Source organism: Bradyrhizobium sp. LTSPM299, from assembly GCF_000938235.1.
Classification (GTDB): domain Bacteria; phylum Pseudomonadota; class Alphaproteobacteria; order Rhizobiales; family Xanthobacteraceae; genus Bradyrhizobium.
Window position 1 is genome coordinate 467,651 of the sequence record NZ_JYMU01000006.1, and the last position, 14,269, is coordinate 481,919.

The following is a 14,269-nucleotide window of genomic DNA, read 5'->3' on the forward strand; positions in this document are numbered from 1 at the left end:
GGGGCGATGCGAAGCATCGAACCCGGAATCTCGAGATTCCGGGTTCGCGCTATGCGCGCCCCGGAATGACGGCGAGACTTACGCCTTCAACTCCACCGTCTTGAACTCCGCCGGCAGGATCACCTCCAGCAATTCGACGTCGTCGGAATAATCGAGGATCATGTGCCGGATCCGCGGCGGCTGGGTCCAGGCGCTGCCTTGCTTCATCAGCGTCTCACCTTCGCCTTCCATATAGGTCTTCACCCAGCCCTTGAGCACATAGACCATCTGGAATTCGACGTCGTGGAAATGCAGTTTCGAGACCTCATCCGGATTGCACGGACCCTGCAAACGGATGACATGCGCCTGGGCGAGGCCATGCGAGGCCGCCGATATGCCGAGGTCGCGATATTTGGCGTAAGTGCGCAGGCCATCGGCCTTGAAATCCTCTTCGCGGTGATGGCTGATCGCGATGCGCTGCTTCGGCCGCGCCTTTGATGCGGTCTTCGCGGCAGGCTTCGCTGCGGTTTTGGACTTAGCGGCCGGCGCACGGCCCTTGGACTTGATGGTCTTGCGCGCGGACGATTTGGCGGTGCTCTTGAGCCCCGTCCATTTCTTCTTCACCGCGGTCTTGGCTGCTGGTCTTGATGCCGTCTTTTGCTTCGCCATTGTTTGCCTCCCGTTTCTTGACCGGGAAAAGCTATCACAAATCACGCGTCGTAGGGTGGGCAAAGGCGCGCTTGCGCCGTGCCCACCATCCAGTGTCGTGCTCGTAATGGTGGGCGCGCTTGCGCTTTGCCCACCCTACGAAGGCGATGCTCAATGCAGCCGGAAGACGCCGTCGACGGCGCGCAGCTCGGCGGGCTTGATCAGCTTGGAATGCGCCACCGTCACCGAGAACAGCGGGCCATCCAGTCTGTCCCGCCAGAAGGCAAGGAAGTCCTTGAGCGCCGGAAATTTCGGAAACAGGTCGTAGTTCTGCCAGACATAGGTCTGCAGCAACGAGGGATGATCCGGCATCCGATAAAGGATTTGCGCCGTCGTCAGCCCGTACCCCAGCAACTGCTTCCTGAAGTCCTCGGAAGCAACCCCACCAACCCGCGAGACCATGCCAACCTCCTGTGACGGAGCGCATGTGCACGTGGTGGCTGGCCTGCCGGAGCCACCCCGGCGAAAGATGCACTCACATGAGAGAAATGTGACGCACGCGACTGCCCCATCACAAGCCTAAATGTTTAACGAGTTGTTGAAATTTCTCGCGTTAGCAGCAGCTTACCGCATGTGCTAATAGGGGACGCCCAGCCTCGGCGCGCATTAAGCATGACCCTCAATGCTGGCAGCCGCACCATCCGAGTGCCAAATTTTCTGCTAGAAGCCCTTGCCCGCCGCCAAGGCTTGGCCTATCTCCTGCTCAGCCCATCTGGCACTCGCCGGATTGGACTGCCAATGCTCCAAAATTCAACAACAGCTGTATATGCTTAGGAGGACTGCATGAAATTCCGTCCGCTTCACGACCGCGTCGTGGTCAAGCGCATCGACGCCGAAGAGAAGACCGCTGGCGGCATCATCATTCCGGACAGTGCCAAGGAAAAGCCCTCGCAGGGCGAAATCATCGCCGTCGGCCCGGGCGGCCGCGACGAAGCTGGCAAGCTGATCCCGATCGACCTCAAGGTCGGCGACCGCGTCCTGTTTGGCAAATGGTCTGGCACCGAGGTCAAGATCGACAATGAAGACCTGTTGATCATGAAGGAAAGCGACATCATGGGCGTGCTCGACGTCCCCGCAGCCGCCAAGAAGAAGGCCGCTTAAGTCAACGCGCACACGCTCACCCTGAGGAGCGCCTGCCGGCGCCTCTCTAGGGGTGAGAAACCAAGATCAACTCAGGGAAACCAAACATGTCATCTAAAGAAGTCAAATTCGGCGTAGATGCGCGCGACAAGATGCTGCGCGGCGTCGATATCCTCGCCAATGCGGTGAAAGTCACCCTCGGCCCGAAGGGCCGCAACGTCGTGCTCGAGAAGTCGTTCGGCGCTCCCCGCATCACCAAGGACGGCGTCACCGTCGCCAAGGAGATCGAGCTCGAGGACAAGTTCGAGAACATGGGCGCGCAGATGGTGCGCGAAGTCGCCTCCAAGTCCGCTGACGCGGCTGGCGACGGCACCACCACCGCCACCGTACTGGCGGCTGCGATCGTCCGTGAAGGCGCCAAGTCGGTTGCCGCCGGCATGAACCCGATGGACCTGAAGCGCGGTATCGACCTGGCTGTGGAAGCCGTGGTCGCCGACCTCGTCAAGAACTCCAAGAAGGTCACCTCGAACGACGAGATCGCCCAGGTCGGCACGATCTCGGCCAACGGCGACGCCGAAATCGGCAAGTTCCTCTCCGACGCCATGAAGAAGGTCGGCAACGAGGGTGTCATCACGGTCGAGGAAGCCAAGTCGCTCGAGACCGAACTCGACGTCGTCGAGGGCATGCAGTTCGACCGCGGCTACATCTCGCCCTACTTCGTCACCAACGCCGACAAGATGCGCGTCGAGTTCGACGACGCCTACATCCTGATCAACGAGAAGAAGCTCTCCTCGCTGAACGAGCTGCTGCCGCTGCTCGAGGCCGTGGTGCAGACCGGCAAGCCGCTGATCATCGTCGCTGAAGACGTCGAAGGCGAGGCCCTGGCCACGCTGGTCGTCAACCGCCTCCGTGGCGGCCTGAAGGTCGCGGCCGTCAAGGCTCCGGGCTTCGGCGATCGCCGCAAGGCCATGCTGCAGGACATCGCGATCCTGACCGGCGGCCAGGCGATCTCGGAAGATCTCGGCATCAAGCTCGAGAACGTCACGCTCGCCATGCTCGGTCGCGCCAAGAAGGTGATGATCGACAAGGAGAACACCACGATCGTCAACGGTGCCGGCAAGAAGTCCGACATCGACGCCCGCGTTGCCCAGATCAAGGCGCAGATCGAGGAGACCACCTCGGACTACGATCGTGAGAAGCTGCAGGAGCGTCTCGCCAAGCTCGCAGGCGGCGTCGCGGTGATCCGCGTCGGCGGCGCGACCGAGGTCGAGGTGAAGGAGCGCAAGGATCGCGTTGATGACGCGATGCATGCGACCCGCGCGGCTGTCGAGGAAGGCATCGTCCCGGGCGGCGGCGTCGCCCTGCTCCGTGCCTCCGAGCAGCTCAAGGGCCTGCGCACCAAGAACGACGACCAGAAGACCGGCGTCGAGATCGTGCGCAAGGCGTTGTCGGCTCCGGCTCGCCAGATCGCGATCAACGCCGGTGAAGACGGTTCGGTCATCGTCGGCAAGATCCTGGAGAACAAGTCGTACAATTACGGCTTCGACTCCCAGACCGGCGAATATGTCGACCTCGTCAAGAAGGGCATTATCGACCCGACCAAGGTCGTGCGCACCGCGATCCAGAACGCAGCCTCCGTGGCAGCGCTGCTGATCACCACCGAGGCGATGGTCGCCGAGCTGCCGAAGAAGAACTCCGGCGGCCCCGCGATGCCTCCTGGCGGCGGCATGGGCGGCATGGACTTCTAAGTCCACGCCACCAGGCAACCTACGAAAATGCAAAACCCCGGCAGCGATGCCGGGGTTTTTGTTTGGCCTCGTCATTCCGGGCTCGCGCTTCGCGTGCCCCGGAATGACGACCAGGGTCTCATCAGCCGCGCGAAAGATCCTGAAAGCAGGCGCGCACCCAATCGATGGTGACGCGCGCGGCCGCGTCGCGCTTGAGGTGGTTCTGCACCAGGAGCCAGGCATCGCGCCGCTTCGGCAGCAACGTGGCACGCAAGCGGCGATCGCTCAGCAACTCCCCGCAACTATGTTCCGGCAACACGCCTGCGGCGTGATGCGACTGGATCAGCGTGCGGATGACACGAACATTGTCGGTGACGCAGCGCCCGCGAAGTCTCCTCGCACGCAGGAACTGCATTTCAGGAACGCCTTCGAGCTCGTCGGGATACACGCACGTCACCCGCTCGCCCTCGCCGGCCGCGACCGGCTCGAAGAAATAGAGCCTGATTTCGGCAAGCTTCGAGATCGCGAAATCGCCCTTGTCCGGCTTGCGCAGCCGGATCGCGAGGTCAGCCTCCCAGTGCGAGAATTTGACATTCTCGCTCGAGGTCAGGAATTGCAGCGTGACGCCGGCATGCGCACGCAGGAAGTCGGCCGCGCGCGGCGCCAACACTTCCTCGGCGACCGCGCTGGTTGAGGCGATGCGCAACCGACCCACCGGGCCCGGCAGGCTTTCGCCGATCCGGCCGATCTCATCGGCATGGACAGCCATCGCCTGGACGTGCGCCAGCACCATCTCGCATTGCCGTGTCGGCGTGCGGAGGCCGTCGGCGGCCTCGAACAGGCGCAGGCCGAGCGAACGCTCGATGCGCGCCAGCCTGCGGCCGACCGTGGTCTCGTCGACGCGCAGCCGCGCGCTGGCGCCCGCATAGGTGCCCTCGTCCCTGACCGCCGCGATGATGCGAAGATCGTCCCAGTTCATACGGACAGGTTACAACGCGCTTTGACCGCCTGCAATAACGCAGCCAATGGCTGCGATATCCCTGCATAACGGCAGGCACAGCCGCAGCTATATCTGTCCGACACACTTCGGGAGAATTGAAGACCATGACAACAGCCAAAACCCTGCTGCAGCTAGCCGGCACCGACCTCACCCCGCCTCGCCTTGGCGACGCCTGCCTGGTGCTGATCGACATCCAGAACGAATATCTTGCAGGGCCGCTCGCGCTGCCCGACGCCGGCGCTGCGGTCGCGCGCGCAACCGCGCTGCTTGTCCGTGCCCGCGAGAGTGGCGCCGCGATTTTCCACATTGCGCATCGGGGCAAGCCCGGTAGCCTGTTCGACCGCACCGCCGACCGTGGTGCGATCGTGGCACCACTCACACCGCGGCCGGGCGAGCCCGTGATCGAGAAGGAATTGCCGAACGCCTTTGCGGGCACCGATCTGTTGGCGCAGTTAGCCGCGACAGGACGCAAGGAGCTCGTGCTTGCCGGTTTCATGACGCATATGTGCGTCAGCTCGACCGCCCGCGCCGCGCTCGATCTCGGTTTCCGCACCACCGTCGATGCCGACAGCTGCGCCACCCGCGACCTGCCGGACGGTCACGGCGGAACGCTCTCGGCCAAAATCATTCACGACGTCGCGCTCGCCGAACTGTCAGACCGCTTCGCGATCATCGCCCGTGGCGACGCGCTTGCTTGAGGCCCACGGACTGCACCAGTTCTCCGCGACGGAACGCTGGAAGTGCCGAGGTCTGCTATTGAAACGCGACCTCGGCAAAGCTTCTCAGCTTGCGCGAATGCAGCCGCTCGGATTCCTGCTGCTTGAGCCGTTCGAGCGCCTTCAGGCCGATCTCGAGATGCTGGCCGACGCGCTGCCGGTAGAACTCGCTCGCCATACCCGCAAGCTTGATCTCGCCGTGCAGCGGCTTGTCGGAGACGCACAGCAGGGTGCCGTAGGGCACGCGGAAGCGATAGCCGTTGGCGGCAATCGCTGCCGACTCCATGTCGAGCGCGACGGCGCGCGACTGCGACATGCGCCTGATGACCTGTGGGCCGCTGATCTCCCAATTGCGGTTGTCGACGCTTGCGACCGTTCCGGTGCGCATCAGCCGCTTGAGCTCGAAGCCGGACAGCCCGGTGACCTCGTCGACCGCTTCCTCAAGCGCAACCTGCATCTCCGCCAGCGCCGGGATCGGCACCCACAGCGGCAGCTCGCGATCGAGCACGTGATCCTCGCGGACGTAACCATGGGCCAGCACGTAGTCGCCGAGGCGCTGCGTATTCCTTAAGCCTGCGCAATGTCCGATCATCAGCCAGGCGTGCGGCCGCAGCACCGCGACGTGGTCGGTGATGTTCCGCGCGTTCGACGGACCGATCCCGATGTTGATCAGGGTGATGCCGCGGTAGCCGGGCTCGACGAGATGAAAGGCGGGCATTTGCGGCACGCGGCTCGGCGCTACCCCGGTCGTGCCGCCGCCAAGCCGCGCGTTCTCTGTGATCACATTGCCGGGCGCCACGAACGCCTCCGGGCCGATCTCCCCCGATGCCAGACGTTGCTGGCACATTTGCGCGAAGGCATCGACATAGAACTGGTAGTTCGTGAAGATCACGAAATTCTGGAAATGCTCCGGATCGGTGCCGGTGTAATGATAGAGTCTGCGCAGCGAGTAATCGACCCGCGCTGCGCGAAACAGGGCGAGCGGCTCCGGAGCCCCCGGTGCCAGTTCGAACGTACCGTCGGCGATCGCATCGTCCATGGCGGCAAGATTTGGCGTATCGAACACGTCGCGCAGCGACCGCGTGAACGCCGAACTGTCGGCGATCGTCAACGCGGCCTCGACGTTGATGTCGCGCCGGTAGGCGAAATGGATCGGAATCGGCTCGTTCGACTCGCCGATCTGGACCGGCACGCCGTGGTTCTTGATCAACAGCCCGATCTGCTCGGTGAGATAGGTCCGGAAGATGTCCGGCCGCGTGACGCTGGTCTCATGCACGCCCGGCCCCGCGACAAACCCATAGGCGAGACGCGAATCGAGCCGCGCGTGCGACGACGTCGTGATGCGCACCAGCGGATAACAGGCGCGAACACGGGTCGCGATCGGCCCGCCGCTGACATAGGCCTCAAAGCGATCCCGCAGGAAGCCGGTGTTGCGCTCGTAGATTTCCTCGAGTCGGCTGACCGCCGCACCGGCATCGACGAATGCTTCGGTTGCGAAGGCCGGTGGAGTTTCAAAAAGCATTGCGGGCCCCATTCGCTTCGCGCCGGATTGACCGGGACTCGTCCCGTCAATTGCGGTCGCAGTATAACAACCCTGGCCCCGAGTTCCAGACATGCACGGGATCGCGCACCGCAACTGGCGTTCGATCCGTCGCACTGCGATCCGCATTGATCGTGACGTCCGACTGATTCGCGGCCTATACAGGGGACGAATCGGACCAGCGGCCATGAGCGCACAAGACGCCATCGACTTCATATCGGACGACATCGCCGAAGTCGGCACCCTGATGCGATCGCTGTCCGGCCGCTACGAGGGTATCTTCGACAATCTGCGCGGTGCCTATGGTGTCGTGCTCGAGCGAGCTAACGGCATCGCTGAGGCGGCCCGCGATGCCACAGCCCTGGCCGACGCCGCGGCGGCCGGATTTCGCCGCGACATTCCGAACCAGCCGGCGACGGCCTGCGGCAGTGGCTGTGCCGCCTGTTGTCATCTGTACGTTCAGGTACCGCCTGGAACAGCCGCCGTGATGGCCGAGCATATCGCTGCACATTTCACGCCCGCCGATCGCGAGACGTTGCACGAGAAACTGAAAACTGCTGCCGCCGCAGCGCGCGAGGCGCCCGACCCGACCAAATTACGCCTGCGCTGCCCGCTGCTCGGCGGCGACGATCGGTGCTCCGTCTATGAGGTGCGCCCGCTGTCCTGCCGCGCCTTCACGTCGCTATCGGTGACACGCTGCCACGAGGTCGTGTTCGGCGAAACGCCCGCCGGCACCGGCGTCGAACAGAACGCCGCGCATTTCCGCATCCATATGGAAGCGACGTTTGCGCTCGAACAGGCGGCGCGACAGCGCGGACTGCCGGATCAGCAGAAGGGGCTGGCACAGGCCCTGCTGGACGAGATGGATGCCATCGACTTGAAGAAGGCGATGGAGCCGGACGCCGGCTGAGCGCGTGCTTACTGAACCCTCGCCAGCACCGCGAGGCGGCGGATGCCCTTGTTGCGGTAGGCGTTGAGGAATGCGTAATAGTCCTTGAACGAGACGCAGCCGTTGGAGTCGCCGTTCGGACCCAGCATGAACGTGTGCGCGAGCAGGCCGGAGCGGTTGAAGATCTTCCCCTCGCCGCCGATCGGATTGAGCCGCAGCGCCGGCACGCCATGGAACAGCGCTTCGCGCGGCTTCAACTCGTAAATGTGCGGCGGCGTCACGCCGACCATCCTGAGATTCGACGACCGCGGATCATCGAGCCTGGAGCCGAGACCGGAATGCGCTTCGAGCCTTGTGCCGTCGGGCAGGTACACGGTACTGGCGGAAATGTCATACACCGCGGTCTGGCGATCATAGGGCGGCGAGCCGCCCAGCATCGGGCTCTGGTCGAGCGTCGAAGAAATGCTGCCGGTGACGTTGGCATCGGCGGAGGCGAACGAGAGCAGCGAGCCGTTGGACTCATGCTTGCCCCACAGCTTCTCGACCATGGTCTGCCGTTCGTTCGATGCGATCGACAATACCGCGGCCTTGGCGCGCGCGGCCATGTCACGCACCGTGACCCCGCCGGATTTTGCGGCCGGCTTCATCTCGGCGGCCTTGGTCTCAGGAGACTTGGTGTCGACCGCTGCGGTCGGCGGCGTATTGAGCGCGACCTGCAGATTGACCGCGGCTTCCTTCTTCGCAGCCTCGGCCGATTTCGGCGCCGGAAGCGGCTTCGACGCTTCGGCAACCCTCTGCGAGGCCGCAGGCTTCGGTGCTTCAGCGATCTTCGATGTAGCGGTCGGCTTGACCGCATCGGTCGGCGGCGCGGCGTCGGCTACGACGCTGGGCGCCACGCCGTCCGGGGCGGCCGCAGCAAACCTTTCGTTAAACATAAGCGAAGGCGCTGTGCCCTCGGACTTCGCGACCTCGGGCTTCCCGGGAGTCGATGGCGGCGGCGTCAGTGACGCGAACACCTCATTGAACGAGGGCGGTGCGGGCCGCGCGGCGACTGCGACGGGTCGCTTGGCCACCGGCGCATCGAACGCCGCGCTGCCGACCGACGGATAGACGCTCGCCGCGAAGATGTTGGCGTAGACAGTCCAGGCGCAGCCGAGCACCAGGCCCGCCACCGCGGCGCTGCCGAGGAAATGCTGAGGGAGAATTTTCCGGGAAGATCTCTTGCGGCTCGGCGCCCCAAGAACATACGCACTCGTACTGGTAGTCATACGCCCGCTCGAAACAGTTCCACCTAGTCCCTCGCTCGACTTGCACCGAATGACGTTTTCGGCTCAGCGTCTCGCAGGGGCGCGGACGGGCATTAAGGCGGCTTTTAGTTAAATGCGACTTAACCGGATGCGATCCCCTGCAACGCCGGAAGTGCCTGCGGCATTGGGCTTTTTTAAGATCACATTGGAACCTGAAAACGGATTATTTGTCTCATCGTGGGACATTCGGGCAGGCCATTAAAGATGGGCTGGCGCCGGTGAAGAGGCGAAGAATTTCATTGCAGATCACCCCGTAATTATCCGGGATTTTTGCAAGAAATTGCCTCCGTCCCTACTCCAGTTCCGGTGGCGGTGAGCGGTCCAACACCTCGCCCTTCGGTCCTTCCAGCACGTCGAGCGCGTAAGTCTCGATGGTCAAGGGACCGCGCATGCGCTTGGCTTCCGCAACGGTCTCGATGCGCGCAAAATTGTCGCGCATCGACGATGGCACGCTTTGCCCCACCTCGCGCACATAAAGCAGCTTGCCGGACAATTGCGCCGGGCTCGGCTCCGGCAGATTGATCCAACGGATGCGCTGGCCCTGCTGCGCGACGCAGGTCCCCTTCGGCAGATAGAATGCGAGCCAGCCGGTGGTGCCGTAATCGGGCGCCAGCACGCAGGTCGCGCCGATGCGGGCGCGCGCCGCTTCGATCTCATCGGCGAGCTCGCGCCAGCCGACGCCGACGCTGCGCACGGTGGCATCGCGGCGGTAGCCCGAGAGCACGCCGGTGTTGGCCTGCACGATCAGCAGCGCGAACAGCACGACGCCAACGGGCGCGGCCCAGCGCCGACAAAAATCGACCGTGCGCTGCTCGCGCGGCGCCCATTGCACCTGGATCGCGGCGACCGCAGCCGCGACGGCAAAGGCCGGATAGACCGGCGCGAACCAGTTGGCCTCGACGCGGGCATGTAGCGCATGCCAAGTGAAATAGGCGACGATGGTCCAGAACAGCGTGTTGACCAGCACCCGCGCGCCCATCGCGCCAGCAAGGCGCCGATAGAGCGCGTAGAGGCCCATCACGCCGAGGATGAAGATCAGCGGCGTCGCGAATGCGAACTGGGTCGGGATCAGTTCAGCGATGAAGGCCGGCCGGAAATCCTCGATCCGGGCGCGGCCCATCTGCTTGATGAAGGAGACCCATTGGTGATCCGCGTTCCAGCGGATGACCGGCGCGAACATCGCGAGCGCGACCACGCCGCCGAGATAGAGCCAGGGCGACAGCAACCAGCGCCGCAGCTTCGGCACCGTTACAAGCCAGATCAGGATCGCGGGTCCGAAGAACAGCGCGGTGTATTTCGACAGCAGCGCCGCGCCCGCGCTGGCGCCGACGGCGAGCCACCAGGCGCCGCGGCCGCTTTCCAGCACCTTGGCGAGCGAGAACAGGAGGAAGCTCGCCGCGACCAGAAGCGGCGCATCCGGCGTCACGATCAGCGTGCCGACTGCCGCCATCAGCGTGACGTTGAGCAGGATCGCAGCACTCGCGGCGACCCGGCGGCCACCAAACAGGATTGCGGCCGACTGGTAGATCGCCCAGCTCATCGGCAGCGCAAGCAGGATCGACACCAGCCGCACCCCGAGCGGTGTGTCGCCGGCGATCATCGTGCCGAGCCGGATCACGATCGCCACCATCGGCGGATGGTCGTAATAGCCGCCGGCGAGCACCTTCGACCACATCCAGTAATAGGCTTCGTCGAAGGTCAGCGGCGTCCAGGCCGCGGCCGCGAGCCGCAGCGCGACCAGCGCGCAAACCGCGAGAGCGGTGTTGAGGGCGAGCCGCGCCTCGTTCGGATTCATGCCGAAATCATCGCCTGCGCCAGACGAACAGCCCGGACATCGCGTAGTTCCAGACCACGCCCATCAGCGCGCCGGCAGAACCCGCCAGCCACCAGATCGGCTCCTTGTCGTAGACCGAGAACGCGACGCCGACATTGGCCATCAGCCCGACACTGCAGACGAGATAGAACAGCAGCAGTCCGCGCACGATCGCAAGGCCCTTCAGCCGCTGGTCGCGGTAGGTCAGGAAGTTGTTGAGGATGAAGTTGCTGGTCATGGCGACGATCGCGCCATAGGCCTGCGCTTCCGGGAACGACACGCCGAACATTTCCAGCGCGATGAACAGCACGGCAAAATGCACCAGTAGGCCGATCGCACCGACCATCGCGAACAGCAGGAAGCGCAGCGAGATCACGTCATGTGTCAGCTTCGCCAGCACGAGGCCGAGGAAGTCGAACGCGACCATGGAATCAAGCTTGCTCTCGCCATGCTGCCGGGCGCCAAAAGTGTAGGGAATCTCGACTGCGCGCAGCTTGCCCTGCGCGGTCGCCACCACGTCGAGCAGGATCTTGAAGCCCTGCGTCGACAGCTGCGGCGCAAGCTGCTCGAAGCGGTCGCGGCGGATCATGAAGAACCCGCTCATGGGATCGGCGATCTCGACCTTGAGCGCACGCCGCGCGATCTCGGTGGCGACGGCGCTGGCGCCGGCGCGCTGCTTGTTGAAGCCCTCCGCAACGTAGCCCTCGATATAGCGGCTGCCGACCACGAGCTCAGCCTCGCCGCTCTGCAGCAGCGCGACCATCTTCGGGAGCTGGGTCTCGTCGTGCTGCAGGTCGGCGTCGATCACGGCCGCATAGGGCGCGCTCGAGGCCAGGATACCCTCGATGCAGGCGCCGGACAGGCCGCGCCGGCCGACCCGGCGGATGCAGCGCACGCGCGAATCCTGCCGCGCCAGGCCGCGCACCACGTCCCAGGTGCCGTCAGGCGAATTGTCGTCGACGAAGATGACTTCCCAGGGCACGTCCTTCAGTGTCGCGTCGAGCCGCCGGTAAAGCACCGTGACATTGTCTCGTTCGTTGAAGGTCGGGACGACGACCGAAAGTTGCGGCAAACCAGCGGCCTGCGACGGGGTTTCGGGGCCCGGCTTGATGGCGTCATTCATGAGCGCCAGCGTATAGCGGCAGCCTCCCGCGCTGCCAAGGCGGGCAAGCCGAAACAGCTCTCGGAAGGCGGGAAAACGGGGCAAAATACCCCAAAAATGCCAACGACCACGAACAAGGGGCGCGCGTACATCCGGCGCAGCCAACCATTCGTGGTCGTCCCGGCGCCGGAGCCCTTTAAAGCTGCAACGTCACCGTTGGAGACTAGATAGGAAGCCATCAGGCGGTCCGCAAGAGGCTACCTGCTGATGGCGCTAATTGTTCGGGACTTCGCGGATCACCGGGCCGCGCGGAGCGGGGGCCGCGGGAGCAGCCTCGGCGGCGGGGGCCGCTTGCACCGTGGCCGATTTGGCCGGATTGCGGATCTGGCTCGGCGACGGTCCATAGATGAACGCCGCCGCCAGCACGATGGCCGCGACCACTGCGCCCAAAAAGCCTGCCGTCGATTGTGAATTCATGCCGGACCGTCCCCTTGCCTGTGCGCGGATTGATATCAAAAATCGGCCAGCCGCAACAGGATCTGGAGGCCTATTTGGCCGCGGCCCGGCGCCGGACGAAGGCGGTCACGATGTCCTTTTGCGCAAGCTCGATGGCGCGATTGGCGGTCGAAAGATGCGCGTCGGCCTCTTCCTTGGGAAACTGCAGCGACAGGAAGTCGATCAGCGACACCCGGAAATTCTGCCGCTCCGAGGCACAGACCGAAGCGATCATCGACGTGAACTCCTGGTCGGACATCGCCTTGTTGCTGTCGCGGGGATATTCGCGGGCGAGGCAATTCCAGTAATCGTCCCTGCCGCTGATCGCCAGCTTGTGTGCAGCGTCGACCTCATCAGCCATCGCGGCGGAGGACGTAATCATGAGGATGGCCGCAATCAGCATACGCATTTGGTTTCTCCCGTTTTGCGGCATCCTAGCGAAGACCGACGCCAACGATAAGCTCCCAGCCATGCAATTCTGGCAAACTGGCCAATCACGATTATTTTGACTACTCTCACCCTCGTTCCTTCCTCGCGATGAGTGCAGTCGTGGCCAAAGCCCCCAACAAACCGACAACAACAGACGCAGGCAGCATCCATATCGGCATCGGCGGCTGGACCTTCGAGCCGTGGCGCGGAGTGTTCTATCCGGAGAAGCTCACGCAGGCGAAAGAGCTCGCCTACGCGGCGTCGAAGCTGACCTCTATCGAGATCAACGGTACCTATTACGGTTCGCAGAAGCCGGAAAGCTTTCGCAAATGGGCCGGCGAAGTGCCCGACGGCTTCATCTTCTCGCTGAAGGGCCCGCGTTTTGCCACCAACCGCCGCGTGCTGGCCGAGGCCGGCGATTCCGTGAAGCGGTTCTATGATTCGGGCGTGCTGGAACTGAAGGACCGGCTTGGGCCGGTGCTGTGGCAGTTCGCGCCGACCAAGAAGTTCGACGGCGCTGATTTCGGCAAGTTCCTCGAACTGTTGCCGCGCAAACTCGACGGCCGCGCGCTACGCCATGTGGTCGAGGTCAGGCATGATAGTTTCTGCGTCCCCGAATTCGTCACGCTCCTGCGCGAATTCGAGACGCCCGTGGTGTACGCCGAGCACGGCAAATATCCGGCGATTGCCGACGTCGTCAGCGACTTCGTCTATGCGCGGCTGCAGAAGGGCAATGACGAGCTGAAGACCTGCTATCCGCCGAAGCAGCTCGATGCCTGGGCCAAGCGTTTTCAGGACTGGGCCGGCGGCAACGAGCCGGACGACCTGCCGCGGGTCGACAAGACCAAGCCGAAGAAGGCGCCGCGCGACGTGTTCGCTTACGTGATTCACGAAGGCAAGATCCGCGCGCCGGCCGGTGCGATGGAATTGATCGAACGCGTGAAATAGTGGGGTAGCGATGGCGAAGGCGAAGAAGCTGTTCACCATCGGCTACGAGCAGACGCCGTCGAAGGCGGTGCTCGACGAGCTGCAACAGGCCGGCGTCAAGCTGCTGGTCGACGTGCGCGCGATCGCGTCGTCGCGGCGGCCGGGTTTTTCCAAGAGCCAGCTCGCCGCCGGCCTCGATGAGCGCGGAATCGCCTACCTGCACCTGCGCGGCCTGGGCACGCCGAAGAACGGCCGCGAGGCGGCGCGCAGCGGGCAATACGAGCTCCTGCACAAGATCTATTCGGCCCACCTCAAGACGACGCAGGCCAAAGAGGAGCTCGACGAGCTGTCGTCGCTGTTCAAGACATCCGGCCCGGTCTGCATCCTCTGCTACGAGCGCGACCATTCGCACTGCCACCGGCAATGGATCGCGGAGATCATCGAGGACCGCGACGGCGCAAGGATCGAGAATCTGGCGGCGCCGCAGGCCTAGAGCACTTTCGGTTCTGATTGAATCAGAACCGAAGCTCTGGATTCTTGTTTTGACGCGTTTTCTT

Annotated in this window: 15 protein-coding genes; 6 read left to right on the plus strand and 9 right to left on the minus strand. The window is 63.9% G+C overall.

From position 1 onward, the window contains the following. Positions 1-78 precede the first annotated feature (78 nt). Both UP10_RS03355 and UP10_RS03360 read right to left on the minus strand, forming a co-directional pair. A complete protein-coding gene (locus UP10_RS03355; RefSeq protein WP_044585938.1) occupies positions 79-648 on the minus strand; it encodes a cupin domain-containing protein in 570 nt (189 codons plus the stop codon). Between the two features lie 150 nt (positions 649-798). Further along, positions 799-1,089, minus strand: a complete 291-nt coding sequence (locus tag UP10_RS03360) for an usg protein (RefSeq protein ID WP_044585939.1) — start codon at positions 1,087-1,089, stop codon at positions 799-801. Positions 1,090-1,470: 381 nt separating this feature from the next. Between UP10_RS03360 and UP10_RS03365 the strand changes: the two genes are divergently transcribed. After that, complete coding sequence (locus UP10_RS03365) at positions 1,471-1,788, plus strand: co-chaperone GroES (RefSeq protein ID WP_044541434.1); 318 nt, start codon at positions 1,471-1,473, stop codon at positions 1,786-1,788. Between the two features lie 86 nt (positions 1,789-1,874). Further along, on the plus strand, positions 1,875-3,515 hold the full coding sequence (groL, locus tag UP10_RS03370) for a chaperonin GroEL (RefSeq protein ID WP_044541435.1): 1,641 nt from the start codon (positions 1,875-1,877) through the stop codon (positions 3,513-3,515). A 121-nt stretch (positions 3,516-3,636) separates the two neighbouring features. On the opposite strand, the gene UP10_RS03375 is transcribed toward groL, so the two are convergent. Further along, positions 3,637-4,473, minus strand: coding sequence for a LysR family transcriptional regulator (locus UP10_RS03375; protein ID WP_044585940.1), 837 nt, complete (start codon positions 4,471-4,473; stop codon positions 3,637-3,639). 125 nt (positions 4,474-4,598) lie between these two features. Here UP10_RS03375 and UP10_RS03380 point away from each other — a divergent pair, with 125 nt between their 5' ends. After that, a complete protein-coding gene (locus UP10_RS03380; RefSeq protein WP_044585941.1) occupies positions 4,599-5,192 on the plus strand; it encodes a cysteine hydrolase family protein in 594 nt (197 codons plus the stop codon). A gap of 55 nt (positions 5,193-5,247) precedes the next feature. On the opposite strand, the gene UP10_RS03385 is transcribed toward UP10_RS03380, so the two are convergent. Continuing rightward, complete coding sequence (locus UP10_RS03385) at positions 5,248-6,732, minus strand: AMP nucleosidase (protein ID WP_044586165.1); 1,485 nt, start codon at positions 6,730-6,732, stop codon at positions 5,248-5,250. 205 nt (positions 6,733-6,937) lie between these two features. Between UP10_RS03385 and UP10_RS03390 the strand changes: the two genes are divergently transcribed. After that, positions 6,938-7,660 (plus strand): YkgJ family cysteine cluster protein, encoded by a 723-nt coding sequence (locus tag UP10_RS03390; protein WP_044585942.1) that lies wholly within the window; start codon positions 6,938-6,940, stop codon positions 7,658-7,660. Positions 7,661-7,668: 8 nt separating this feature from the next. Here the strand turns inward: UP10_RS03390 and UP10_RS03395 are convergent, their stop codons facing one another. From UP10_RS03395 to UP10_RS03415, 5 genes are all read right to left on the minus strand, one after another. Further along, a complete protein-coding gene (locus tag UP10_RS03395; protein ID WP_082076965.1) occupies positions 7,669-8,907 on the minus strand; it encodes a tlde1 domain-containing protein in 1,239 nt (412 codons plus the stop codon). Positions 8,908-9,238: 331 nt separating this feature from the next. After that, entirely contained in the window at positions 9,239-10,741 is a 1,503-nt protein-coding gene (locus UP10_RS03400; protein ID WP_044585943.1) for a glycosyltransferase family 39 protein, read from the minus strand. 7 nt (positions 10,742-10,748) lie between these two features. Continuing rightward, a complete protein-coding gene (locus UP10_RS03405) occupies positions 10,749-11,882 on the minus strand; it encodes a glycosyltransferase family 2 protein (RefSeq protein WP_044586167.1) in 1,134 nt (377 codons plus the stop codon). Between the two features lie 252 nt (positions 11,883-12,134). Then, entirely contained in the window at positions 12,135-12,338 is a 204-nt protein-coding gene (locus UP10_RS03410) for a hypothetical protein (protein WP_044541441.1), read from the minus strand. 70 nt (positions 12,339-12,408) lie between these two features. Continuing rightward, a complete protein-coding gene (locus UP10_RS03415; RefSeq protein ID WP_044585944.1) occupies positions 12,409-12,765 on the minus strand; it encodes a hypothetical protein in 357 nt (118 codons plus the stop codon). A 128-nt stretch (positions 12,766-12,893) separates the two neighbouring features. Between UP10_RS03415 and UP10_RS03420 the strand changes: the two genes are divergently transcribed. Both UP10_RS03420 and UP10_RS03425 read left to right on the plus strand, forming a co-directional pair. Then, complete coding sequence (locus tag UP10_RS03420) at positions 12,894-13,733, plus strand: DUF72 domain-containing protein (RefSeq protein ID WP_156179634.1); 840 nt, start codon at positions 12,894-12,896, stop codon at positions 13,731-13,733. 10 nt (positions 13,734-13,743) lie between these two features. Continuing rightward, a complete protein-coding gene (locus UP10_RS03425) occupies positions 13,744-14,205 on the plus strand; it encodes a DUF488 domain-containing protein (RefSeq protein WP_044585945.1) in 462 nt (153 codons plus the stop codon). Positions 14,206-14,269 lie beyond the last annotated feature (64 nt).